The organism is Flavobacterium micromati, assembly GCF_900129585.1.
Taxonomy (GTDB): domain Bacteria; phylum Bacteroidota; class Bacteroidia; order Flavobacteriales; family Flavobacteriaceae; genus Flavobacterium; species Flavobacterium micromati.
The window spans coordinates 190,949-216,362 of the sequence record NZ_FQWF01000004.1 but is presented as its reverse complement, the minus strand read 5'-3'; the positions used below and the strand labels follow the sequence as shown (position 1 = coordinate 216,362).

Here is a 25,414-nt window from a genome sequence, read left to right as displayed (position 1 = left end):
CAAATTCTCCCTATATCATTGCAGCAAGTTTAAAAACCTTAATTTTTTATTACCACTATTTATCGTTTATTCTAAAATAAAACTAACCGTTACATTTGCAGTAATATTTATTTCGCCCACAGCTAAAGTTTCTCTCGGAACTGACATATCAGCCATTTCCATTGTTTTCATTGCCATATACCTTGGTTGTGGATAATAATTTTGCGTATTATCTGATATTGTGATGGCACGACCTACTTTTTGTCCTATAACTGAGACATAATCTTCTGCTTTTAATTTTGCTTCTTTTATAGCTAACTTTCTAGCTTCCGACTGATATTGCACTAATTTCGATGATTGGAATGTTACATTATCAATTCTATTAATCCCCGCATCTACTAATCCTTCCATTAATTCATCATATTTTGATAAATCTTTCAATAGGATTTCTATTGTTTGAGTAGCGTTATAATTATGTTTCTTTTTTTCATAATCGTATTGTGGATTTAATGCTACACGCTGCGTTTTAAAATCGGATGGAGCCAAATTCATTTTTTTTATAAACTTTAATGCAGCCTCAATCTTTATATCATTTTGCTTTTTAACATCCTTAGCATTATTTCCTTTAGTTTCAACTGTTACTTCAATAGTTGCTTCATCTGGAATAACTTTTACTTTTCCTTCTCCGCTTACATTAATTTGAGGAATTTGTTTTACCTCCTGACCATAAGACAATGTCATGAATAAGATCGATAAGATAGATAGTGCTTTTTTCATTTTGTTAAAATTTAATTGTTAGTAGTCACACTTTCCAAAAGTTGTGCCACTATAATTTCCCAGCCTTTTGCATCACAAAAAGGATAACTATTGGAATTGCTAGTAATACAACCATCAAAGTATGATCAACTAGAAGTGTTGGCTCTTTCACTATAGTAATTAAATAACCTCCTACCGCACCACCAAAATGCGCTGTATGCCCAATATTATCATTTTTAGCTCTCATGCCATAAATGGAATACAATAAATATAAGATTCCAAAAATGTAGGCAGGCATTGGTATTATAAAAAATATTCCCAACATCATATTAGGTTGCAATAAAATAGCCGAGTATAAAACTCCGGTTACAGCCCCAGAAGCTCCCACGGCTCTGTAACCATAATCATCTTTGTGAAAAAGCATCGTTAATAAACTTCCAAAAATTAGACTCCCAAAATAGACCAAAATAAAAGAAAAATTACCTAAGAAATTAATAACAACTGGCGCAAAAAACCAAAGCGTCAACATATTAAAAATTAAATGAGTCAGATCAACATGAAGAAAACCAGACGACAACATTCGGATTTGTTCTCCTGATTTTATGCCTCCGACATGAAATTCATATTTCCTAAAGAAACAAATATCATTAAAACCCTTGTAACTAAACAAAACATTTGCAACGATTATTGCTATTAAAATGGTATTCATATAGTATGTTTGGTGTGAACGGCAAAGATAGTCATTCTCTGATGCTGTTGCAGTAAGTAACCAAAATTAATAGCAATCTACATTTTTGACATATATTTGCATTAAAAATAACTGCATGCAATTTCTTATTTTCATTATAGCGTTTCCATTTTTGTGGCTTATCTCTATCCTTCCCTTTCCAATATTTTATTGGTTCTCGGATTTCATCTATTTTATTGTTTATTATATCATTGGCTACAGAAAAAAGACAGTAAAGGAAAATTTAGCTTTAGCATTCCCTCATCTTAGCGATAAAGAAAGACTTGAAATTGAGAAAAAATCCTATCATCATCTTTGTGATATGTTTTTAGAAATGATAAAAACAATGAGTATTTCTGCTGCTGAAATGAACAGAAGATTTGTGATTACCAATATTGAACTAGTAAAAGAATTTGAAGATAAAGACAAAAGTACCGTTTTACTGGCGTCACATTATGCAAGTTGGGAATGGTTGTTAACTATTAATGAAAAAACAAAATTCAAAGGAGTTGGTGTTTATAAAAAAATTGCAAATAAGTATTTTGACAAAATGATTCGGGATATTCGATCTAAATACAATGCAGAACTAGTTGAAACAAAAGATACGATTCCGCTAATCGCAGAAAATCAGAGAAAAGGAATTTTAAGTATGTACGGTCTTGCCAGCGATCAATCGCCAAAATTAGATCGAGCCTTTCACTGGGATAAATTTATGGGCGTTGAAGTTCCAGTTCATACGGGCGCGGAGATGCTCGCCAAAAGATATGATTTGAATGTGCTTTTTGTAAAAGTGAAAAAAGTGAAAAGAGGGTTTTACGAGGCTACTTTTATCCCTATTACAGAAAATCCTAAATCTATCCCCAATTTTGGAATTACAATTCAATATTTACGAGAAGTAGAAAAACAAATTGAGGAAGCACCTGAATTTTATTTCTGGACACATAAACGATGGAAACACAGACGGTAGAGTTCAGTGGTCAGTGTTTAATTTGAAGTGTTCAGTTTAAAGTGTTCAGTAAAAAAAATCACTAATTCAAATCATGAAGTTTTGAATTAGTGATTTTTTTTGTTTGTTTGAATAAAAATTCTAAATAGCAAACCAGTTTTTTACTAATTCATCTTCAAGTGGTTTTGCTTTTTTATTGACAAATTCATTTGTGATTGCATTATAATCATAATCTAAAGCCCAAGTTTTATGGTTTTCGGCTAATGATTTTATGCTCTCGCAAACAAATTCAATTTCGTCATTTGTAGTAGTCGGATGAATAGACATTCTAATCCAGCCTGGTTTTCTAATTAAATCACCAAGTGAAATCTCATCAATTAATTTATTAGAAGTTTCTTGGTCAACATGCAATAAAAAGTGACCATAAGTTCCAGCACAGCTGCACCCACCACGTGTTTGTATTCCAAATTTATCGTTCAGTAATTTTACGCCTAAATTAAAATGTAAATTCTCTACAAAGAAAGAAACCACTCCTAATCTTTCTTGGTGCTGAGCGGCTAGAATTTTGATATTAGGAATATATTCTAATTGTGAAAAAATGTAAGCTACTATTTCGTGTTCTCTTTCTAATATATTTTCAATTCCCATTTGATCTTTCAACTGAACAGCCAACGCGGTTTTGATTACCTGCAAAAATCCTGGTGTTCCACCATCTTCCCTATCTTCAATATTTTCAATGTATTTATGCTCACCCCAAGGATTAGTCCAACTCACCGTTCCGCCACCTGGATTATCAGGAACTAAATTTTGATATAATTTTTTATTAAAAACTAAAACACCAGATGTTCCGGGACCACCAAGGAATTTATGAGGCGAAAAGAAAATAGCATCTAAATAACTTTCCGCATCCTTTGGGTGCATGTCAATTTTCACGTAAGGTCCAGAGCAAGCAAAATCCACAAAACATAGTCCGTTATGCTGATGCATTATTTTTGCTACATCATGGTATGGCGTTTTTATTCCTGTTACATTAGAGCAAGACGTAATAGACGCTATTTTGAGAGTTCTATCATTATATTTATCCAATAAAATTTCTAAATTTTTTATGCAAAACAGTCCATTGTCATCAGCAGGAATTACATGAACATCTGCAATTGTTTCTAACCAAGAAGTCTGATTAGAATGATGTTCCATGTGCGATATAAAAACAATTGGTTTCTTTTCGGCTGGAATCGTGATAAAGCTTTTTAAATTTTCCGGTACTTTTAAACCTAAAATGCGTTGAAATTTATTGACAACGCCAGTCATTCCAGTTCCATCAGTGATTAAAACATCATCAGCACTTGCATGTACATGATTTTTTATGATTTTTCGCGCTTGATGATACGCTTTTGTCATTGCAGTACCAGAAATAGTAGTTTCAGTATGTGTATTGGCCACAAAAGGACCAAATTCATTCATTAATTTTTCCTCAATCGGGCGATATAAACGTCCACTAGCAGTCCAATCAGTATAGATAATTTGTTTTTTGCCGTAAGGCGACTCAAACTCTTGATCTATCCCAATTATATTTTTACGAAACTGTTGAAAGTATTGCTCTAATGCTGTTGCCGCTGTTTTTGTAATCATTTCATTTTCAATTAGTGTTCAAAGATATTAATTTAAATTAGATAGCAATTTTGAACTTTTGTTAATATTGAGGAATTTATAAAAAACAATGTTAAAAAGAGCGTAAAATATAATTGAAACTTCTAATTTTAGCTTTAAAAATAGTGATATTTTAATGTCACACTTTCTTAAGTAGTCATCAAGAATTGCAGAACAACTAATTTTTTCACCATAATTCGAACAATTGGAATCTGCAATCGCTTAATAATTAAACCTCAGGAAATTGTAATGACTTTATATTCTGAGCTAACATTCTATTTTAAATCACGGTTTTTTTTGCCTCAAATATCACTTTTGAAGCCGTGGGTTATAGAATAAATTATGAGTTAAAATTATTTTCCTATATGCTATTGAAAACGTGAGTTATTTATCGAATAATCACTAATCAAATACCTTATTATCAAAGTGTTAAATATATCATTTTGAAATTGTAAAAAAATGACCTTTTGGGCTTATTACAATAGACTTTAAGGCCATCTTAAATGGTCTTATATTTCTAAAATAGTCAAACAGTCGGAAATATTTTTTTTAGTGATTTTATATTTAACAAAATTATTTTTCAAAAAAAACCCTTTCAAATTAATATTTTGAAAGGGTTGATAGCTTTTTTTAAAATGATTAAATACCAGCAATGACTTTAATCTCATCGATAATTCTTTCCGCCAGTGCATCAGCTTTTTGTTGAGAAGAAGCTTCAGTGTAAATGCGAATAATAGGTTCTGTATTTGATTTTCTCAGGTGCACCCAATTTTCGGCAAGATCAATTTTTACACCGTCAATTGTTGTAATATCCTCATTTTTATATTTCTCAGTCATAGCAACAAGAATGGCATCAACATCAATTTGAGGAGTCAATTCGATTTTGTTTTTGCTCATATAATATTCAGGATAGGATGCGCGCAACTCAGATACCTTCATTTTTTTGTTGGCCAAATGGGTCAAAAACAACGCCACTCCTACCAAGCTATCTCTTCCGTAATGCAATTCAGGGTAAATTATACCTCCATTTCCCTCACCACCTATTACTGCATTATTATTTTTCATTAATTCCACTACATTCACTTCGCCAACAGCACTAGCCTCGTAACTTCCATTATGCGCTATTGTGACATCGCGCAAGGCACGGGAGGAAGACATATTCGAAACAGTATTTCCTGGTGTTTTACTCATAACATAGTCAGCACAAGCAACCAAAGTATATTCTTCACCAAACATTTCCCCGTCTTCGCAAATAAAAGCCAAACGATCTACATCTGGATCCACAACAATTCCTAGATCGGCTTTCTCTTGTACCACAAGCTCAGAAATGGCGGTCAAATGCTCTTTCAAAGGTTCTGGATTGTGAGGAAAATGTCCGTTAGGTTCGCAGTATAATTCAACTACTTCTACACCCATTAATTCTAATAATCGCGGAATAATAATTCCACCTGATGAATTAACTCCATCAACTACCACTTTAAACTTTGCTGCTTTTACGGCTTTAACATCTACAAGAGGTAAATTCAATACTTCATCAATATGAATATCCATGTAAGCATCATTAATCGTTATTTCCCCTAAATCGTCTACATCAGAGAAAACGAAGGATTCTGCCTCAGCAATGGCAAGGATTTTTTCACCTTCTGCACCATTTAAAAACTCTCCTTTTTCATTTAATAATTTCAACGCGTTCCATTGTTTCGGGTTGTGTGATGCAGTAAGAATAATTCCACCATCAGCTTTTTCAATTGGTACTGCAACTTCCACTGTAGGCGTCGTAGAAAGACCCAAATCAATAACATCAATTCCTAAACCTATTAAAGTATTGATTACCAAATTGTGAATCATTGGTCCAGAAATACGAGCATCTCTGCCAACAACTACAGTTAATTTTTCTTTTCCCCTATACTCTTTTAACCAAGTTCCATAAGCAGAAGCGAATTTTACGGCGTCAACCGGCGTCAAATTATCACCTACTTTTCCGCCTATCGTCCCACGAATTCCTGATATTGATTTTATTAATGTCATTTTTATTTTTTTAAATTTTGGAGTTGATTTTGTAATTATCGACAAATATAAGACTTGACGGTCTATAAAACCCATCAAAATTGAAAAAGTAGGATTAAAATTCTTATTTTAGGCGAATGAATTTTCTAGCACATATCTACCTTTCTGGTGACAATGATTTAATTAAAATCGGTAATTTTATGGCCGATGGAATTCGCGGTAAACAGTTTGAAACCTATCCTAACGAAATTCAGAAAGGGATTATTCTGCATCGTGCTATTGATACTTTTACTGATTCACATCCTATTTTTAGACAAAGCACTAAACGACTTCACGAAAATTATCATCATTATGCTGGTGTGATTGTAGATATATTATACGATCATTTTCTAGCTAAAAACTGGGACAGCTATTCTGATGTGAAATTGGAAGATTTTGTTAATCGCTTTTACCAGTCTTTAGAAAATAATAAAAATATATTATCTGAGAGAACAATTGCAATAATGCCAATTCTGATGAAAGAAAATTGGCTACTTACTTACCGTTCTATCGCTGGAATCAATCAAATTTTAACCCAAATGGATCGACGCACACAAAACCAATCGAAAATGCGCTTCGCAACTAACGAACTTGGGGAATTCTATTCAGACTTTGAAATGGAATTCACTGAATTTTTTAAAGATTTAATACAATTTTCGAATGAAAAAATAACAACTCTATGAACAAATTAATACTTCTAATTGCGGTAGCATTTTTAAGCTGTAAATCAAATGAAATAATAATTGAACCCACAGGTTTAGTCGCTACTAAAGTAATGGTTGTTTCGGCTCGTGAAGAAGCTTCCCAAATTGGTGTTGAAATCATGAAACAAGGAGGTAATGCATTTGATGCGATGGTTGCAACTGAACTAGCGTTAGCAGTTGCTCATCCTCAGGCGGGAAATATTGGTGGTGGTGGTTTTATGGTTTATCGCAAAGCAAACGGTGAAACTGGAGCAATTGATTACAGAGAAAAAGCACCAATGGCTGCCACCAAAGATATGTTTCTAGATAAAAATAGAAATGTAATAAAAGGAAAAAGTACTGAAACTGCTCTTGCAATTGGAATTCCTGGAACCATTGCAGGCATTTTTGAAGTGCATAAAAAATTTGGTTCTATGCCAATGAGCGAGATATTAAAACCTGTTATTGCCCTTGCAGAAAAAGGAGTAATTGTGACAAAACATCAAGCGGCAAGTTTAAATAGTAACCGCGAAACTTTTGTAAAAAGAAACGGCGCAAATAGTTTATTCTCTAAAATCTATAAAGAAAATGACACTATTAAATATGCTGCACTCGCTGCTACGTTAAAAAGAATTGCGATTAACGGAAAAGACGAATTCTACAGTGGTGAAACGGCTAAAAAATTGATTTCTTTTTTAGCAAAAAAAGATGCAAACACAACGATCGAAGATTTTAAAAAATACCAAGCAAAGTGGCGTACACCAATTACCTTTAAATATAAAAAATTAAAAATCACATCAATGTCGCCGCCCAGTAGTGGTGGAATTTGTTTAAATCAGATCATGAAAATGATCGAACCCTACAATCTTTCTAAAATGGGACACAATAGTCTCCAAGCAATTCAGGTAATCACAGAGGCTGAACGAAGAGCTTATGCCGACCGGAATTATTACTTGGGTGATCCTGATTTTGTGCAAATACCCGTAAAAGAATTACTGAGTCCAACCTATTTAGAAAAGCGAATGAAAGATTTTTCATTTGATGAATCTACTAAATCATCAGCTGTCGCTCGAGGCGAAATAAAAGGCTATGAAAGCAATCAAACAACACATTACTCTATTGTGGATGCCGAAGGAAACGCAATATCAGCGACCACAACCTTAAATGACAATTATGGTTCTAAGATCTATTGTGATGAATTAGGATTCTTTTTAAACAATCAAATGGATGATTTCAGCGCTAAAGCTGGCGTTCCTAATCTTTATGGATTGACAGGAAGTGAAGCAAACAGCATTGCTCCTGAAAAAAGAATGCTAAGTTCTATGACGCCAACAATAGTAGAAAAAAACGGAAATCTTTTTATGGTAGTAGGAACTCCCGGAGGTTCTACAATTATCACTTCTGTGCTGCAAACAATACTTAATGTTTATGAATTTGGTATGACAATGCAGCAAGCTGTCGATGCGCCACGTTTTCATCATCAATGGCTACCAGACGAAATCACTGTTGAACCCAATTCATTTTCGAAAGAGCTAATGGAAAACCTAAAGAAAAAATCATATTTTGTTAATGAAAAAAATAAAGAAATTATAGGTCAAGTCGATGCCGTTTTAGTTTTACCAAATGGAAAATTAGAAGGTGGAGCCGATAAAAGAGGAGATAATAAAGCTGTGGGTTTTTAAAATAAATTTTAATGAAAAAACTAATAATAATTTAAGTATCATTTCATTCGACTGTAAAAGTCAGAACATCCCAATCAAACCCGAAGGAGTCGCCGCCACTAAAGCGATTGTAGTTTCCGTTCGGGAGCAAGCATCAAAAATTGGTATTGAAATCTTAAAAAAAGTTGGTTTTGCATTTGGTGCTCTAGTTGAAACAGAAAACGCTTTTGCAGTTTAGAGTGCTTTATATTAATGTAAAAGAAGCTTCATAAAAATAAATATTGCAAAAGTGAAATTAAATTATCCAGAAGGACGGAATTTTTAAAGTTTCCAATCCAAATTAATTTCATTACAAAATTAAAGACAATAATAACCCACATTTCCATTAAATCCCAACGAAGAATCCATCTAAGTTTCTCAAAGCCACGGAAGGAAGTATTTTTAGTAGCTAAATCTGATAAGTTATAAAAGCTGTTAATGTAAAATAATTACAATATCCAATTTTACTAATATCAAGTTCTATTTTAACGAAAAGAAATCTTTAAAAATTTATAATGCCCATAAAATATGGTAATTTTGCTTTTCCTATAAAAAATTATAATGTTCAAAAAGTATTTTTCTAAATTACAAATAATTATTGCGATCGCGCAGTCGTTATTAACTCCAAAACAGTTTATATTTTTATCGGCAGTTTTAGTTGGTATATCATCTGCATTGGCTGTAATTGTGTTGAAAACTTTTGCGCATTGGGTATTCTCATTCGCCACTTACGTGAGTGGAATTTTAAAATTAGGTTTTTTAAATAGTATTTTGCCCATAATTGGAATTGTTCTAACTGTTTTCGTAGTCAAAAGACTTTTAGGAGGCACAATTCAAAAAGGAACTTCGCAAATATTATATGCAGTTGCAAAAAAAGCAAGTATTATTCCTCAAAAACAAATGTATGCGCAAATCGTAACCAGCTCTTTGACCGTTGGTTTAGGTGGTTCAGCAGGATTGGAAAGTCCTATTGTAATTACTGGAGCAGCATTCGGGTCAAATTATGCACAAAAATATAAATTGAGTTACAAAGATCGTACATTGCTTATAGGTTGTGGCGTTGCTGCTGGAATTGCCGCAGCATTTAATGCTCCAATTGCAGGCGTATTATTTGCGATAGAAGTCCTACTAGTTGATGTCAGTATAGCAGCATTTACACCTATTATGATTGCAGCGGCAACTGGCGCATTGGTTTCTGTAATTGCACTAGATGAAACGATCTTACTATCGTTTAGACAACAACAAAATTTTGATTACCACAATATCGTTTATTATATACTTTTAGGTGCTTTAACAGGATTAATTTCTGTTTATTATTCCCGTAATTTTGAAAGAGTAGAGCATTACTTTAGCAAGCTAAAATTTAGTCCTTATAAAAAAGCTTTGTTTGGATCGTCGATTTTAGCTATTCTTATCTTTATTTTTCCAACTCTTTTTGGTGAAGGCTATGAAAGTATAAAAATATTATCTGATAGTGATCCTGGAAAAATATTAGAGAACACCTTGTTTAGTAGTTTTAGAGATAATAGTTGGGCACTTCTACTTTTTGTAGGATGCACAATGATGATTAAAGTTTTTGCAACTGGAATTACTTTAGGTAGCGGCGGAAATGGAGGTAATTTTGCCCCATCGCTTTTTTTAGGATCTTATGTCGGATTTTTCTTTGCTACTTTACTAAATTTAATAGGGCTTACTAAACTGCCTGTAAGCAACTTTTCACTTGTAGGAATGGCAGGAATTTTAAGTGGATTGTTTCATGCACCTTTGACCGCCATTTTCCTAATAGCCGAAATTACTGGAGGTTACAGCTTAATGATTCCGCTAATGATCGTTTCCTCTATTAGTTTTGCCATTTCTCGCCGCTTTGAAAAACATTCGATGGATGTTAAAAATTTAGTACAAAAAGGACATGCATTTACAAGCAATAAAGATACAAATGTTCTTTCCACTCTAGAAACAAATTCGATTATTCAAACTGATTTTTTAACAGTAACAGAAGATGAAAACTTAGAAAAATTAGTTGATCTAATTTCCCATTCCAATCAAGTTATTTTTGCGGTAGTTGATACTACTAATAATCTTTTAGGCATTGTTCATTTCAATACGATTAGGGAAATAATTTTTAATAACTATCGAGTGAAATATACAAAAATTCAGGATATAATGTTACCATTGAACGAAGTTGTGACGCCAACAGAAAGTATGGAATCTGTGATGAATAAATTTGAAAGTTCTAAGGTGGCTTTTTTACCAGTATTAAAAGACGGAAAGTATTACGGTTTTATATCTAAATCGAATGCATTAGAAGCTTATCGCGCGAAGTTAAAATCGATGATTATTGACTAAAAATCTTTGCTGAATTTTTATTTCGCTCCAATGAAGCTAATGGTTCAAAAGAGCTGACGAAAAGTAGAAGTAAAAAAAATACAGACCTATAAGCCGGATTCTGTTAACGCTGAAATAAATTCAGTGTCACCTTATCATTTATCTAGATCGCACATTACTGTGTGACTCAAGCTATCTACCCTTCAACAACGGACGAGAAGCCCTTAAATGCTGATATACTTGATATTTCACCGCATAGAGTTTACCTGGTTTCACTACAGCATTACCTGTACATACTTTCTGTTGCACTTGTCCTAATCCATTTTGAAAAAATTCAAAATAAACCGACGGGTGTTACCCGCTATGCTTCCCTATGGTGTCCGGACTTTCCTCTCTCGCCCAATGGGACAAGAACGATAAGGCGGTCTGCGGCGCGAAAATACAACTATTAACTGAAAAAAAAATGAGTTGAATGTTATAATTCGTAAATTACATGTTGTTAAGCGATTTAGCACTACTAAAAGTACTTTTAAAAAACGTAATTACTAAAAAAACATATTATGGAACGACACATGTACCACTACGCCACGGTTTGTAAAGCATTGCAAGAACTAACTGAAAAAGGATATACAGTAGATTACAATTTGCAAGAAGATAAAATCATCAACAGTTCACAGGATTTTACGATTGAAGAAATTTACCGTTATGAAGGCATAACCGATCCCGGAGATGAAGCGACAGTTTATGGAATTAAATCCTGTGAGGGAGAAAAAGGATCTTTTGTTACAGGTGCATCAGCTAATAATACAAAAAGCGCAACGATGGTTTTAAACGAATTATTCATTAAAGATCGACATGAATACAACGCAAATAAGAAATAATCGCTAATACGGACTCTTCAAAATAAGTAAGAAATAATTGGCGATGGTAAAACTATAAGCAACTCTATTGTTTTGGATTATATTGGTTTTAAAGTAAAATTTTCTATCATTAGTAATAAGAAATCTTATATTTTCCAAAATCACAATAAATAATCTTGCTAACGAAAACAAAATAAAAATATATTAGCAAATTGATGATCAATATCTAATCTAACAAAACGGTTTTTTTAACATTTTCGCCAGTAAGACGTATCATTTATTTTTCTTTATTTGTACAAAAAAATAATATGTCATTAAATATTAAAATGTATTTATCATTATGGAGTGTGTTGTGCTACAGCCTTATTTTTGCTCAAACTCCCAGCTATCACATTTCATTTCCAAATACGAAGCAATTCCATAATTTCATAAGTTATTCTAAGCAAAGCTATCCATTAGTCAGTGCGCATCGAGGTGGCCCAACAAAAGGATTTCCTGAAAACTGTACAGCCACTTTTACCAATACCATAAAATATATTCCTGCCATCATTGAGACTGATATTGCTTTAAGCAAAGACTCAGTTCTTGTAATGATGCACGACAATACTTTAAACAGAACCACTACCGGAACTGGAAAAATTGGAGATTACACTTATAAAGAATTGCAACAACTATTTTTGAAGGATACAGAGGGAAACGTAACTTCATTCAAAATTGAAACTTTAGATCAAGTTTTGCAGTGGGGAAAAAATAAAGTCATTTACACCTTAGACATAAAACGAGGCGTTCCTATGAAAATGATTGTAGATGCAGTAAGGAAAAATAAAGCAGAGCGAAATACTATAATCATTACTTACAATGCTAACCAAGCAGAAGAAGTTTCAAAACTGGCACCCGATTTATTAATTTCGGTTTCAGCCCGAGGAAAAGAAGATGTAGAACGTATGGAAGCACTTGGCGTGAAAGCCGAAAAAATGGTCGCATTCGTAGGAACATCTGAACCCAAAAAAGAAACTTACGGTTATTTAAGAAGTAGAAAAATACCTTCTATTTTAGGAACAATGGGGAATATTGACAAAAGTGCTATTGCAAAAGGAGACGATATCTATTACCAATTAATCGAAAATGGGGCGATCGTACTTTCGTCTGACCGACCTGTAGAAGCTGGAAAACAATTAGCAAAATATGTTTTAGACAAAAAGATAAAATCGAAATACATTAAATTATCGAAAAATTAAATTGTCATAAGTCACTGCTTTTGATTAGTTCAACAAGATTTTAATTGAAAAAATAAACGCTAGGTCATCTAAGGAATTTTACTTAGAGATTTTTTTCTACTAAAACAAAATGGATTGCAAAAATGAATAAAAACGTTGTTAGATTTTTCAGAAAATAGAAAAAATACCTAAGATTATAGATTGAAATTTTTCTCTAAAAAACTTACTTCCATCCCCAATTTATAACCTATATTTGCTTTTGAATAAAAATTCTATGGAACAATTTGTTGTATCGGCACGTAAATATCGTCCTCAAACGTTTAAAGATGTTGTGGGACAAAAAGCAATTACCAATACTTTACTGAATGCCATAGAAAGTAATCATCTTGCCTCTGCCTTATTATTTACTGGACCTCGTGGAGTTGGAAAAACAACTTGTGCCCGAATTTTAGCTCGTAAAATAAATCAGCCAGGTTATGACGATCCAACCGAAGATTTTGCTTTCAATGTTTTCGAACTGGATGCTGCTTCAAATAACTCTGTTGATGATATTAGAAGTTTAATTGACCAAGTTAGAATTCCGCCGCAAACTGGTCAATATAAAGTTTATATTATAGATGAGGTTCACATGTTGTCTTCGGCAGCTTTTAATGCGTTTTTAAAGACACTTGAGGAACCGCCAAAACACGCCATTTTTATTTTGGCAACGACCGAAAAACATAAAATCATTCCAACCATTTTATCGCGTTGTCAAATATTTGATTTTAAGCGAATCACTGTAAAAGATGCCAAAGAACATCTTGCTGAAGTTGCCACTAGTCAAGGAGTGAATTTTGAAGATGACGCTTTACACATTATTGCTCAAAAAGCAGATGGTGCAATGCGGGATGCTTTATCAATTTTTGACAGAGTTGTTTCGTTCTGCGGTAAAGATTTAACTCGCCAAGCCGTTACTGAAAACTTGAACGTGCTGGATTACGAAACTTACATCAATGTGACCGAATTAATTTTGGAAAATAAAATTCCAGAATTATTACTTGCCTTCAACGAGATTCTTGCCAAAGGATTTGATGCGCATCACTTTGTATCAGGCTTAGCTTCTCACTTTAGAGATTTATTAGTTTCTAAAACTCCAGCAACCCTGACGTTATTAGAAGTTGGAGAACAAGCTCAAAAAATGTATGGCGTACAAGCTCAAAAATGCAATGCCGATTTTTTACTCAAAGGAATCGAAATTGCCAACGATTGTGATTTGAAATATAAGTTAAGTCAAAATCAGCGACTTCTTGTTGAACTTTGTCTAATGCAATTAGCCTCTATCACATTTGATGGAGAAAAAAAAAAGTTGAGCAATTTATAATTCCGCCTACTTATTTTAGAAAAACTGATTACTCTATTGTTGATACTAACTCGGCCAAAAAAGCGGAAGAAGTAACTTCAAAAATAAGTAATGAAACTTCTATAATTAAGAAAGTCCAACAAATTGCGACTAAAGTTGACGAAAATCAATCTCCCATTCCTGTAACGAAAAACAAGGTTGTAGAATCAAATGAACCAAAAGTATCAGCATTTTCATTAACAAGTATTCGTGCTAAAAAAGCATTAGAAGAAAGCAACAAAGGAATTGTCAAGGAAGTTACTAAATTACCTACCGAGGCGTTTGGAGAAACTGAAATGTTATTGCAGTGGAATAAATACGCACAGCGTTTAGGCGATAAAGGCTTTAAAATTATGGAATCATTGTTGTTGATAAACGATCCAAAGTTAAACGGAACTGCTATCACTCTTGAATTACCAAATGAAGGTTCCAAACTTGATTTTGAAAAAGAATTGAATGGACTTTTAGGACACTTGAAAGGACATTTGCATAATCACGATATTACGATCGAAATTATTGTCAACGAAAGTATCGAAAATAAAAGAAGCTTCAATGATCAAGATCGATACAACAGACTTCATGAGATAAATCCAAATATTGAACTTTTACGATCAACATTTGGTTTGGATTTAGATGCTTAAATATCGATGGAAACTAATTTACATTATAGTAGTTAATTTAACAATTTTCTAATTTTAAAATGAAATTAGTTATATTGAAATTGTAATATTTATTGTTCTCTATCAATTTAGTAATGACTAGTTTGCTAATTACAAGCATTTCAAAAACTAATTAATTTTACTTGTTCTACAAAAGATAAATAAAAGCGTTTATTATGGATGTCAATAAAACCATCAACAAAGATTTAATATTACGAGAGAAGTTAGCTCTTCAGCGCACAACTTTAGCCAATCAATCTACTTTTCTTTCGTTTTTGAGAACATCGATGTATTTTCTCGTTGCAGGTTTGAGTGTTAGAAATTTACTTCAGGTAGAGAATAGTTTAATTCTAGAAATTGCCTTTTTTATAATTTCATTCTTAATATTTGTATTCGGAATTTATAATTTTATTAAACATAAAAAATCAATCGTCGATAATGCAAAACATATTGGTGCCTATCAAATGGAGTATTACCAGTAAATGATATTTTTATTTTGAAATAAAAGCTATTTCCTTTTCAAAAAAACATATTAATTTCCTCCATATACGATTTCTTAAAAAAAATGACAAAAGCTAAAACCTCTAAGAAAAATATAGTTCAAAATATCGCGTTTATTGTATTTATTGCACTTTTACTATTTAGTCCTTTGGGCACTTTTATAAAAGTACAACTAAACCGTCTTATCGTTTTTTCACCAAAAACAATTCAATTACAAGATCAAAAACTGCTATCTTCCTATAAATGGCTGATTTTAGATGTTAAAGGAAATGAAGTTTCATTACAAGACTTTAAAGGGAAAATTATTTTTGTCAATTTCTGGACAACTTGGTGTCCGCCGTGTATAGCGGAAATGCCGAGTCTTCAAAAATTGTATAATGATTATCAAGATAAAGTGGTGTTTTTATTTGTCACCACCGATTCATTCAATACCGCGGATACTTTTTTAAAGAAAGAAGAACTAAACTTACCAGTATATCAGTCCATCACAAACCCGCCATTAGAAATGGTATCTGCAACTATTCCGGCAACTTATGTTATTGACAAACAGGGAAACATAATTGTCGCTAAAATTGGTACTGCTAACTGGAATAGCGATTCATTTAGAGAAAAATTGGATAATTATCTTCGAAAATAAATATCATAATTCATCAATTTAAATTATAGAAACTCATGACTAGGTATCTTAACAGCAAAAATAAAATGATTCCAACCAATGCAAAAGTAATAAAACAGCTAATTAAATTGATCACAACATTTGGAATAAACCGCAAATGACGGTGCGTGAGCACTGGTTCCCGTTCCAGTCTCCTATTGAGATTTTCTTTTATTATTTTAATTTGCTTTTTGATACGCTTTAAGTTTTAAAATAGTTTCAATACTACCACTTCTCTACTAAAGGATTAAATTTTTCAATACTCTAAAGTACACAATTTTTTAAAGCAAAGAATTGTTACTTTGTTAAAAATCAGTTACAAAAAAAGCCGACTCAAAAAATTGTGAGTCGGCTTTTTATTTAAAAAAATGAAATTATAAAATATAATCCGTGTTGATGAAATTTGATTCTTTACTATCTAGTAGTGCTTGTAAAATTTCATTGTTGTATTCGTTATCTTTTGAAGCTACAAAAGTCCTAATGGAGAATGATCGCAGCGCATCGTGAATACTTAATGTGCCCACAGCCGAATCTTTTCTTCCAGTAAATGGAAGTACATCTGGACCCCTTTGACAAGAACTATTTAAGTTTACCCTACATACTAAATTTACTAATGTATCAATAAGCGGTGCAATCGTTTTGATACTATTACCAAATAAACTCACTTGTTGACCATAATTTGATTCAGCCATATCATCAAGTGGTTCTTGAATATCTTTAAATGAAATAATTGGCACAACTGGTCCAAATTGTTCTTCGTGATACACACGCATTTCTTTATTTACAGGATACAAAACAGCAGGAAATATAAAATTATCTGTTTGTATTCCTCCCTTTTCATTAATAATTGATGCTCCTTTGCTTGTAGCATCATCTATTAATTCTTGAATATAGGCTGGTTTTTCTTTTTCAGGCAATGGAGTCAGCATAACCGATTTGTCCCAAGGATTTCCAAAGACTAGCGAATCAACTTTTGCAGCGAAACGTTTATTAAATTCATCTACTATTGCTTCATGAACGTATAAAATTTTAAGTGCTGTACAACGCTGTCCATTAAAAGATAAACTACCTGAAATACATTCTTGAATAGCCAAATCTAAATCGGCATCTGGCAAAATGATTGCCGGATTTTTAGCTTCTAATCCTAAAATTAAACGCAATCTATTTTTGTTAGGATGTTGATCCTGCAAAGCAATTGCAGAAATGCTGTTACCAATTAAAGCCAAAATGTCAACTTTTCCAGATTTCATGATTGGACTAGCCACATCACGTCCGCGTCCATATACAATATTGATGACTCCTTTCGGAAAGCTATTTCTAAACGCTTCTAAAAGTGGGGAAATTACTAAAACACCATGTTTCGCAGGTTTAAAAATAACTGGATTCCCCATAATAAGGGCTGGAATTAGCAACGAAAAAGTTTCATTTAACGGATAATTGTATGGACCAAGACATAAAACAATGCCGAGAGGTCCGCGACGAACCATTGCGTTTATACCTTGAGTTTTGGAGAAATGACCATTTCGACTATTTAATTCTTTAAGACTATCAATCGTGTCATAAATATATTCTACAGTTCGATCAAATTCTTTTTCAGAATCTGATAACGATTTTCCTATTTCCCACATCAAATATTTCACAACTTCGCTTCGAGTTGTTTTCATTTGTGTAGCAAAATTTATCATGCATTTGATCCTGTCTGCAACTTTCATTGTAGGCCATTGTCCTTGTCCTTTATTGAATGCCGCACTAGCAGAATTTACCGCTTCGAGTGCCTCGGTTTCTCCCATTAAAGGTATTGAACCAAGAATTGTAGTAGCATATTTTTCAGTAGAGGAAATAGTAGAAAAAACAGCGGTGGTCTGACCCTCCCATTTTTTTAACTCACCGTCCACGAGATAAGTATCCTGATTTAATAATTTTGTAATTTGATATTCTTCTGGTATTGAATTCATATGGTTTATTATAATTAGTTTTTATATAGTTCGATTAATTTCGCGTTTTTAGCTTAGGGTGCAACAACTTCGCCTTCCCACTCCATTATTCCTCCCGTGAGGTTATAGGCATTTTCAAATCCAAGTTGGTTCATGATTTCGCAGGCTTTAGCACTTCGCATGCCAGAGCGACAATATATAAAATAGTTTTTCTCTTTATCTAAGGCTTCTATAGCATTGACAAATTGCTGACCGCTATTAATATCAATATTTATCGCATTAGCAATAATTCCTTCGCTGAATTCATTTTCAGTTCGCACATCCAATATAACGGCATTGGGATCAGTGTTTAATTGTGAAACCCAATCTTCTTGTGTTAAATTCATAATTATCATTTTTTGTAAAAATACAATGTTTTTAACAAACAATTTATGTAACAATTGTTAATTGCTACGTTTATTCAAGAAATCGTTTTCTAAAAACATTCATTATCAAAGGAGTAGCAATTATGCTTTGAGTTTTTAAAAAATATTACCCTATTTATCCGATAGACAATTTGAACATAAACAAATAGCAGTCAATTACTTATCCGATAATATTAGACCAAAATCATCTTGCTTTTACAGGATAATAACAGTACATTTGCTAAAAACACTACAGTTAAAATCTAAAATGATAGATCTAATAAAACATATATTTCCTTCATTTTCTAAAGAATTATTACAGGAAATCGATTTGAATGCCACCATCAATTCCTTTGATGCGGACACGGTTATTATTAGAACCGGACAATATATTAAAAATACTGTTTTAGTAATAAGTGGTAAAATTAAAATATATCGACAAGACGAAAATGGCGGAGAATTTTTCATGTATTACTTGCAACCCGGCCAAGCTTGTGCCATTTCTATGATTTGTGCAACAAAGAATGAAAAAAGCCAAATAATGGCTAAAGTTGTTGAAAATGTAGAACTCGTTATGGTTCCTTTGCCACTGATGGACAAATGGATGATGCAACATCGCAGTTGGTACGAATTTGTAATTGATACTTATCGCAGCCGTTTTGAAGAAGTGCTAGAAGTTATTGATAGCATTGCTTTTAGAGCAATGGACGAACGATTAGAGTTTTATTTAAAACGTCATGCTGATGCTTGTGGCTGTAATGAACTAAAATTATCACATCAAGAAATAGCATCAGAATTAAATACTTCAAGAGAAGTAATTTCCCGTTTACTAAAGAAAATGGAACAACGTGGTTTAGTCAATTTGCATCGAAACAACATTGAACTTTTAAAAAAATTATAGTTTAATAAAACTGTTTGTTATAAACGTAAACAGGTTGTTTCAAAAAATTAAAAAATGGAATATTTAGGTTATTTTCTTTCAATTATTATCGGACTTTCATTGGGATTAATCGGTGGCGGTGGATCGATTCTTGCTGTTCCTATTTTGGTTTATCTTTTTAAAATCCATCCAGAACAAGCAACAAGCTATTCTTTATTTATTGTTGGTATAACCGCAATGTTTGGGAGTTACAGTCATTATAAATTGGGCAATTTAAAAATAAAAGCGGCACTCATTTTTGCATTACCATCTGTAGTTTCACTACTTTTTGTCAGAGATTTTATTTTGCCAAAAATCCCCTCAATCGTTTTTACCTTAAACGATTTTTCAGTTACTAAAAATTTGATGATCATGGTGGTTTTTGCTTTTTTAATGATAGCAGCATCACTTTCTATGATAAGGGAATCAATTCCAAAAGAAAGAGTAAAACGTGACGATTCTTTGAGAATAGCCATTATCGGACTTTTAGTTGGTTTTATAACTGGATTCCTTGGAGCAGGTGGCGGTTTTTTAATTATCCCAGCGTTACTGTTTTTTGGCAATTTGCCAATGAAACAAGCCATCGGTACATCATTATTGATTATCTTTATTAATTCGTTAATTGGTTTTGGCGGAGATGTGCTTAACGGTTCTGAGATCAATTATAATCTACTTTTCACTATATCATCAATTGCGCTGCTGGGAATGTTCATTGGAACTTATCTATCTAAAAAAATTGATGGAGAAAAATTAAAACCTGCTTTTGGATGGTTTGTATTAGTGATGGGAATTTATGTTATTATCAAAGAGTTTTTCATTAAATAAAGGTTTTATCTCAAATTTTTTGGATTCTTATATTATTTGAAGCGAGGTCATAGAAGCGCAAATTTAAAGTATAATGCAGCGGTTTTATCGCCGACTATTTAGAATTCAAGGATTGCAAACAAAATAAACTAGTTTAAAAAGAATCTTAGCCCGACTAACGCTCAGAGAGTGTGTGAAATGCTAATTAAAATAAGAATGTAACATTTATCACTGTGAGTCTTAAAAAACAGCGGTAAATTTGTAAAAGAAAATTAAAAATTACAATCATGCAAATAGAGCAAATATATACAGGATGTTTAGCGCAAGGAGCTTATTATATTACATCTAATGGCGAAGCAGCTATTATTGATCCGCTTCGTGAAACGCAACCTTATTTAGATAGACTAGAACGTGACAATGTACAGTTGAAATACATTTTTGAAACACATTTCCATGCCGACTTTGTTTCTGGACACGTTGATTTGAGTAAAGAAACAGCTGCTCCTATTGTTTATGGACCAAATGCGATTTGCGAATTTGATTGTATTTCTGCAAAAGATGGTCAGGTTTTCAATCTTGGTAATATAAAAATAAAAGTTTTACACACTCCCGGTCATACAATGGAAAGTGCAACCTATTTACTTATCGATGAAAACGGAAAAGAGCATGCTATTTTCTCAGGAGACACCTTGTTTATAGGTGATGTAGGAAGACCTGATTTAGCGCAAAAAGCTGCATCAATGACTCAAGAAGAACTGGCAGCTATTTTATTTAACTCACTAAGAGATAAAATTATGACGTTGCCTGATGACGTTATTGTATATCCAGCTCACGGCGCAGGAAGTGCTTGTGGAAAAAACATGAGTAAAGAAACAGTTTCGACTTTAGGTGAACAAAAAGCTACAAATTATGCCTTACGATCTGATATGACCGAAGCCGAATTTGTGAAAGAGGTGACGGATGGTTTATTACCACCACCAGCTTATTTTGGGATGAATGTCGCTATGAATAAAAAAGGATATAATAGTTTTGAAAACGTTTTAAATTTAGGAATGCGGGCTTTAGCGCCCAATGCATTTGAAGCCGCAGCAGAAGAGACCACAGCATTATTGCTTGATACTCGTAAAAATGGTGAATTTGCGAAGGGATTTATACCGCAATCGATAAATATAGGAATTGATGGAGATTTTGCCCCATGGGTGGGCGCTTTAGTTGCCGATGTGAAGCAACCTATATTAATTATTTGCGAAATAGGTCAAGAAGAAGAAACTGTAACTCGATTGAGCCGAGTTGGTTTTGACAACTTAATTGGCCATCTCGAAGGTGGATTTGAAGCTTGGGCAAAATCAGGAAAAGAAGTAGATACGGTTAATAGAATCACCGCGGAGGAGTTTGCAACGCAAGTTAAAATTGGCGAAAGCAAAGTCATTGATGTCCGTAAAGAAAGTGAGTACAGCGCAGAACATGTGGAGGAATCATACAGCAAACCTTTAGCCAACATCAATCAGTGGATTAAAGATATTGATCCAAAAGAGCATTTTTTCTTGCACTGCGCTGGTGGATATCGCAGTATGATTGCAGCTTCAATATTAGAAGCACGAGGTTTTCGAAATTTTACCGAAATTGAAGGCGGATTTAACGCTATTGCAAAAACATCTTTACCAAAGACAGATTTCGTTTGTCAAAGTAAAGTTTTAAAATAATTGTTCCAGTAAAATAAATATTTCAATGAGGAAAAACATGGGTTCGACAGACAAGATTTTATACGTTTCAGGTGCAACACTTATTGCTGTTTTGTATTTTTCGAACTTCATTGACGGCACTGCTGAGATTTTCTTAGAAATGATGGCACTCATATACATATCGAGCAGCTTCATTAGTTTTTATCCACTGTATTTTTCAATAGGAATTTCTGCAAGAAATAAAGTATAAATGGAAGCTCTAAAATTCAATAGTAATTCTAAATTAAAAGTTTTGGACGTAATGTATTGGGAAACTCAATATCAAAATAATAATATTGGTTGGGATTTGGGCACCATTTCCCCTGCTATTAAAATGTACATCGATAATTTAATAGATAAAAAAATAGCTGTTTTAATTCCGGGTTGCGGTAATACTTATGAAGCAGAATATCTACTCGAACAAGGGTTTACAAATATTACCGTTATTGATATTGCCCCAACTCTAGTTTCGACTTTACGAGAAAAATTTAGAAGCAACTCAAACATTACTATACTTTTGGGCGATTTCTTTGAACATAAAGGACAATATAATATTATAATTGAACAAACTTTTTTCTGTGCACTTGAGCCGGCTTTGCGCCAAAAATATGCTCAGAAGATGAATGAACTTTTGGCCGCAGATGGAATTTTATTCGGACTTTTGTTCAATAGACAATTTGATGTCGGACCCCCTTTTGGCGGAAGCCAAGAAGAATATCTATCAGTTTTTCAAAAAGAATTCGATATTTTACAGATGAAATTATGTTTAAATTCTGTCGCTCCAAGAGCCAATACCGAGTTATTCATAGAATTAAAGAAAGTCAATTCATAAAAGAATAAACTTTCGAAATAGACAAATACTTTATAAATTTTTAGATTTAATCAGATGAAAAATATATTATTTACAAACTGGAATGCAATGCGATTTATTCGACTGGCAATAGCCCTATTTTTATTTAGCCAAGCTTACATTACAAAAAATTGGATATTTGTTGGTATTGGATTTTTTTTCTTAGTTCAAGTAATTTTTAATTTTGGCTGTGGCCCAAATGGTTGTGCTGTACCTAACAATAAATACTCAAAAAGATGAGCAACTTTGACACAATAATCAATTCAGAAAAACCTGTTTTAATTGACTTTTTTGCAACGTGGTGTGGGCCTTGTAGAACGCTTGCACCCATTTTGAAACAAGTCAAAGACAGTATGGGCGAACGCATTTCAATCATTAAAATTGACGTGGACAAAAACCAGCAAATAGCTTCAAAATACCAAGTCCGAGGAGTACCAACAATGATTTTATTTCAAAACGGTAAACAACTATGGAGACAATCCGGCGTGTTGAGTAAAGAAGACGTTATTAAAGTAATAACGGAAAAAAGTAATAAATGAGTTTATTTATTACTTTTTTCCGTTCTAGGTTTTTGATTTCGATAATTATTTAAACGAGTTGCGTAAATTATAAAAATAATAAAACTGTTTAAAGGCTTTCTAAAATTTCCTTACGCTTAACTTTACCATTTTCTGTTTCTGCGAATTTCTTTACGTAAAAAATTTCTTTAGGTCGCTCATACTTATCTAACTTTTTAAAAATAGTATCCTCTAGCTCTTGCTCGTCTCCTTCGATGATCAAAACTAATTTTTCACCTAAATCTTCGTCCTTCATTCCAGCCACAAAAAATCTTGAATGTATTTTTTGTGATAGTTTATCTTCAATTTTTTCTGGAACTAACTTTATTCCACCGCTGTTGATTAAGTTATCAATTCGACCAATAAAAACAAAGTGATCTTCATCGATTAATGATACTAAATCATTAGTAACAATTAATTCATTTGAAATATTTGGAGCGTCAATTACAAGGCAATTTCTATCGTCTATACCTATTTTTACATTTGGCAAAAGTGAGAAAGCTTCTTCACCTACTCGTTTTGCGGCAATATGCGTAATAGTTTCGGTCATCCCGTAAGTTTCATAAACTTCTGTTTTCAAATTAGCCAATTGCGATTCTAATTCATGATTCATTTTGGCACCACCAACAATCATTTTTTTAACTTTAAATAATTCTGCTATAGAGTTTTGGACTTGCAAAGGCACCATCGCAGCAAAATCATAACTACGATCTTTATTAAGCAACGGTCGCGAGCTAGGAGACACAAAATCGATATCAAGTCCAAGAATGAAGGCTCTCACTAACATCATTTTACCAGCAATAAAATTAGTAGGAAGGCAGTGTAACGCTGTATTTCCCGGTTTTAAATCAAAAAAATCTCCAGATGCCAGCGCCGAATTTATCATAGCCTGTTTTTCAATTTTAATTGTTTTAGGAGTTCCAGTCGTTCCTGATGTGTTTAGTTCAAGATATGATTTTGCATCAAACCAATCTAGTAAAAAATCACCCATCGCTTTTTCGAAAGGCTCACCTTCTTTTATTAAGATATAAGCAAGACTGCATAAATCATTTCGTTTAAAATGAAAACCATTTATTTTGAACAAGTTATGAACGTTATTGTAATTGATAGTATTTGTCATGATTGCTGTTTTAAATTAGAATTTTAGAATTTTACCAGTTAGTTTCTCTTTCCAATTTGTCCACTGATATTTTTGACTAAAGATCAGTAAAAGTATTGGATAAATAATCAGTACCGGAACAATAATATCCACACCAGCAGATGGTTCAGAAATATCTTTTAATATGGAATGTGTTTGAAAAGCGGACCAATCTGAAGTGATCAACAAAGCTCCTATCAAATTATTAGCTGCGTGAAAACCTAAAGCAAGTTCCAATCCCTCATCCATTAATGTAATGATTCCAAGAAACAGTCCAGTCCCAATATAATAGATCATTATAATGGGTCCCATTTTTACTACTTCAGGATTAAAAAAGTGCATTCCGCCAAAAATAAGAGAAGTCATTAACAAAGGAAACCATTTGTTTTTAATCAAGTTTGCAAATCCTTGCATTAAATATCCTCTAAAAACATATTCTTCCGCGCTGGTTTGTATTGGAATAAGAATGACACCAATTACGACTAGAATTGCGAAGGGAATCGGTTTGAAATTAAAGACAAAATTCGCTGGATTATCGTAATATGAGATTAATGTCGTCCCCACTGTTAACGCACTCCATACTGCGAACGAAAAAAGTATGCGTCCCCAGTCTACCTTATCTCGCGAAGTTGTTATAGAATGCATCGATTGATTGTGAAGATAGCGCATTACAAATATTAAACTAATTATTACAAAGACGAAAGAGATTAGTATTAAAAATAAAGTAATATTTGAATCAAAGTAACGCATTATACTGGCTTCATCATTTGGATAAGCTGTGCCATTTTTAGCGACGTCAAATTTTAAAGCTACAATAAATGGTATTTGACCTAAGAATGATGCAAAAATTATTAAAACAGAACCCCAAATATACATCGCAAACTTATTCCCTAATTTCACACCTTGTTCAATAAACATACATTTTTATTTAATATTATAAGTAATTCGATAAGCAAATATTACTTTTGCGCCTAAGATAAAGGATCGTTAAAAAATCCTATTAAATAG

Annotated in this window: 26 protein-coding genes and 1 other RNA gene; 18 read left to right on the top strand and 9 right to left on the bottom strand. The window is 32.8% G+C overall.

Annotation, left to right across the window (positions count from 1 at the left end; translation table 11 throughout):
• Window positions 1–66 precede the first annotated feature (66 nt).
• Complete coding sequence (locus tag BUB42_RS06060; RefSeq protein WP_073018175.1) at window positions 67–756, bottom strand: SIMPL domain-containing protein; 690 nt, start codon at window positions 754–756, stop codon at window positions 67–69.
• Between the two features lie 49 nt (window positions 757–805).
• Complete coding sequence (locus BUB42_RS06055; RefSeq protein ID WP_073018173.1) at window positions 806–1,444, bottom strand: rhomboid family intramembrane serine protease; 639 nt, start codon at window positions 1,442–1,444, stop codon at window positions 806–808.
• Between the two features lie 115 nt (window positions 1,445–1,559).
• Here BUB42_RS06055 and BUB42_RS06050 point away from each other — a divergent pair, with 115 nt between their 5' ends.
• On the top strand, window positions 1,560–2,429 hold the full coding sequence (locus BUB42_RS06050; RefSeq protein WP_073018171.1) for a lysophospholipid acyltransferase family protein: 870 nt from the start codon (window positions 1,560–1,562) through the stop codon (window positions 2,427–2,429).
• A 120-nt stretch (window positions 2,430–2,549) separates the two neighbouring features.
• Here the strand turns inward: BUB42_RS06050 and BUB42_RS06045 are convergent, their stop codons facing one another.
• Together BUB42_RS06045 and glmM are read right to left on the bottom strand one after the other, a co-directional pair.
• Window positions 2,550–4,037: an aminotransferase class V-fold PLP-dependent enzyme gene (locus BUB42_RS06045; RefSeq protein ID WP_073018170.1), complete on the bottom strand. Its 1,488-nt coding sequence runs from the start codon at window positions 4,035–4,037 to the stop codon at window positions 2,550–2,552.
• 657 nt (window positions 4,038–4,694) lie between these two features.
• A complete protein-coding gene (gene glmM, locus BUB42_RS06040; protein WP_073018243.1) occupies window positions 4,695–6,083 on the bottom strand; it encodes a phosphoglucosamine mutase in 1,389 nt (462 codons plus the stop codon).
• Between the two features lie 116 nt (window positions 6,084–6,199).
• Here glmM and BUB42_RS06035 point away from each other — a divergent pair, with 116 nt between their 5' ends.
• From BUB42_RS06035 to BUB42_RS06020, 4 genes are all read left to right on the top strand, one after another.
• Complete coding sequence (locus tag BUB42_RS06035; RefSeq protein ID WP_073018168.1) at window positions 6,200–6,784, top strand: acyl carrier protein phosphodiesterase; 585 nt, start codon at window positions 6,200–6,202, stop codon at window positions 6,782–6,784.
• Window positions 6,781–8,466: a gamma-glutamyltransferase gene (gene ggt / locus BUB42_RS06030; protein WP_073018166.1), complete on the top strand. Its 1,686-nt coding sequence runs from the start codon at window positions 6,781–6,783 to the stop codon at window positions 8,464–8,466. Before BUB42_RS06035 ends, ggt begins: the two co-directional genes overlap by 4 nt.
• Entirely contained in the window at window positions 8,423–8,683 is a 261-nt protein-coding gene (locus BUB42_RS06025; protein ID WP_073018164.1) for a hypothetical protein, read from the top strand. Before ggt ends, BUB42_RS06025 begins: the two co-directional genes overlap by 44 nt.
• Before the next feature lie 362 nt (window positions 8,684–9,045).
• Entirely contained in the window at window positions 9,046–10,830 is a 1,785-nt protein-coding gene (locus tag BUB42_RS06020; protein ID WP_073018162.1) for a chloride channel protein, read from the top strand.
• Between the two features lie 73 nt (window positions 10,831–10,903).
• On the opposite strand, the gene rnpB is transcribed toward BUB42_RS06020, so the two are convergent.
• Window positions 10,904–11,242: RNase P RNA component class A (gene rnpB / locus BUB42_RS06015), an RNA gene on the bottom strand.
• 127 nt (window positions 11,243–11,369) lie between these two features.
• Between rnpB and BUB42_RS06010 the strand changes: the two genes are divergently transcribed.
• From BUB42_RS06010 to BUB42_RS05985, 6 genes are all read left to right on the top strand, one after another.
• Window positions 11,370–11,690, top strand: coding sequence for a hypothetical protein (locus BUB42_RS06010; RefSeq protein WP_073018161.1), 321 nt, complete (start codon window positions 11,370–11,372; stop codon window positions 11,688–11,690).
• A gap of 287 nt (window positions 11,691–11,977) precedes the next feature.
• A complete protein-coding gene (locus tag BUB42_RS06005; protein ID WP_073018159.1) occupies window positions 11,978–12,907 on the top strand; it encodes a glycerophosphodiester phosphodiesterase family protein in 930 nt (309 codons plus the stop codon).
• A 253-nt stretch (window positions 12,908–13,160) separates the two neighbouring features.
• On the top strand, window positions 13,161–14,246 hold the full coding sequence (gene dnaX, locus BUB42_RS06000; RefSeq protein ID WP_073018157.1) for a DNA polymerase III subunit gamma/tau: 1,086 nt from the start codon (window positions 13,161–13,163) through the stop codon (window positions 14,244–14,246).
• 314 nt (window positions 14,247–14,560) lie between these two features.
• Entirely contained in the window at window positions 14,561–14,905 is a 345-nt protein-coding gene (locus BUB42_RS05995; RefSeq protein ID WP_084118294.1) for a DNA polymerase III, read from the top strand.
• A gap of 194 nt (window positions 14,906–15,099) precedes the next feature.
• Window positions 15,100–15,405: a DUF202 domain-containing protein gene (locus tag BUB42_RS05990; protein ID WP_073018153.1), complete on the top strand. Its 306-nt coding sequence runs from the start codon at window positions 15,100–15,102 to the stop codon at window positions 15,403–15,405.
• 83 nt (window positions 15,406–15,488) lie between these two features.
• Window positions 15,489–16,061, top strand: coding sequence for a TlpA family protein disulfide reductase (locus tag BUB42_RS05985; RefSeq protein ID WP_073018152.1), 573 nt, complete (start codon window positions 15,489–15,491; stop codon window positions 16,059–16,061).
• 392 nt (window positions 16,062–16,453) lie between these two features.
• Here BUB42_RS05985 and BUB42_RS05980 read toward each other — a convergent pair whose 3' ends face one another.
• Window positions 16,454–18,034: an NADP-dependent glyceraldehyde-3-phosphate dehydrogenase gene (locus tag BUB42_RS05980; RefSeq protein WP_073018150.1), complete on the bottom strand. Its 1,581-nt coding sequence runs from the start codon at window positions 18,032–18,034 to the stop codon at window positions 16,454–16,456.
• Window positions 18,035–18,087: 53 nt separating this feature from the next.
• A complete protein-coding gene (locus BUB42_RS05975) occupies window positions 18,088–18,399 on the bottom strand; it encodes a rhodanese-like domain-containing protein (protein WP_073018148.1) in 312 nt (103 codons plus the stop codon).
• A gap of 286 nt (window positions 18,400–18,685) precedes the next feature.
• Here BUB42_RS05975 and BUB42_RS05970 point away from each other — a divergent pair, with 286 nt between their 5' ends.
• From BUB42_RS05970 to trxA, 7 genes are all read left to right on the top strand, one after another.
• A complete protein-coding gene (locus tag BUB42_RS05970; RefSeq protein ID WP_073018146.1) occupies window positions 18,686–19,318 on the top strand; it encodes a Crp/Fnr family transcriptional regulator in 633 nt (210 codons plus the stop codon).
• A 54-nt stretch (window positions 19,319–19,372) separates the two neighbouring features.
• On the top strand, window positions 19,373–20,161 hold the full coding sequence (locus tag BUB42_RS05965) for a sulfite exporter TauE/SafE family protein (protein WP_073018144.1): 789 nt from the start codon (window positions 19,373–19,375) through the stop codon (window positions 20,159–20,161).
• A gap of 266 nt (window positions 20,162–20,427) precedes the next feature.
• The gene (locus BUB42_RS05960; RefSeq protein WP_073018143.1) at window positions 20,428–21,843 is read left to right on the top strand and encodes an MBL fold metallo-hydrolase; all 1,416 of its coding nucleotides are present in this window, start codon (window positions 20,428–20,430) and stop codon (window positions 21,841–21,843) included.
• Between the two features lie 25 nt (window positions 21,844–21,868).
• Entirely contained in the window at window positions 21,869–22,072 is a 204-nt protein-coding gene (locus tag BUB42_RS05955; protein WP_073018141.1) for a YgaP family membrane protein, read from the top strand.
• The gene (locus BUB42_RS05950; RefSeq protein WP_073018140.1) at window positions 22,073–22,693 is read left to right on the top strand and encodes a methyltransferase domain-containing protein; all 621 of its coding nucleotides are present in this window, start codon (window positions 22,073–22,075) and stop codon (window positions 22,691–22,693) included.
• Between the two features lie 54 nt (window positions 22,694–22,747).
• Window positions 22,748–22,951 (top strand): hypothetical protein, encoded by a 204-nt coding sequence (locus BUB42_RS05945; protein WP_073018138.1) that lies wholly within the window; start codon window positions 22,748–22,750, stop codon window positions 22,949–22,951.
• Window positions 22,948–23,250 (top strand): thioredoxin, encoded by a 303-nt coding sequence (trxA, locus tag BUB42_RS05940; RefSeq protein WP_073018136.1) that lies wholly within the window; start codon window positions 22,948–22,950, stop codon window positions 23,248–23,250. The genes BUB42_RS05945 and trxA overlap by 4 nt, the downstream gene beginning before the upstream one ends.
• Before the next feature lie 88 nt (window positions 23,251–23,338).
• Here the strand turns inward: trxA and BUB42_RS05935 are convergent, their stop codons facing one another.
• Together BUB42_RS05935 and BUB42_RS05930 are read right to left on the bottom strand one after the other, a co-directional pair.
• Complete coding sequence (locus tag BUB42_RS05935; RefSeq protein WP_073018134.1) at window positions 23,339–24,388, bottom strand: AMP-binding protein; 1,050 nt, start codon at window positions 24,386–24,388, stop codon at window positions 23,339–23,341.
• A 15-nt stretch (window positions 24,389–24,403) separates the two neighbouring features.
• On the bottom strand, window positions 24,404–25,324 hold the full coding sequence (locus BUB42_RS05930) for a CPBP family intramembrane glutamic endopeptidase (RefSeq protein WP_073018132.1): 921 nt from the start codon (window positions 25,322–25,324) through the stop codon (window positions 24,404–24,406).
• Window positions 25,325–25,414 lie beyond the last annotated feature (90 nt).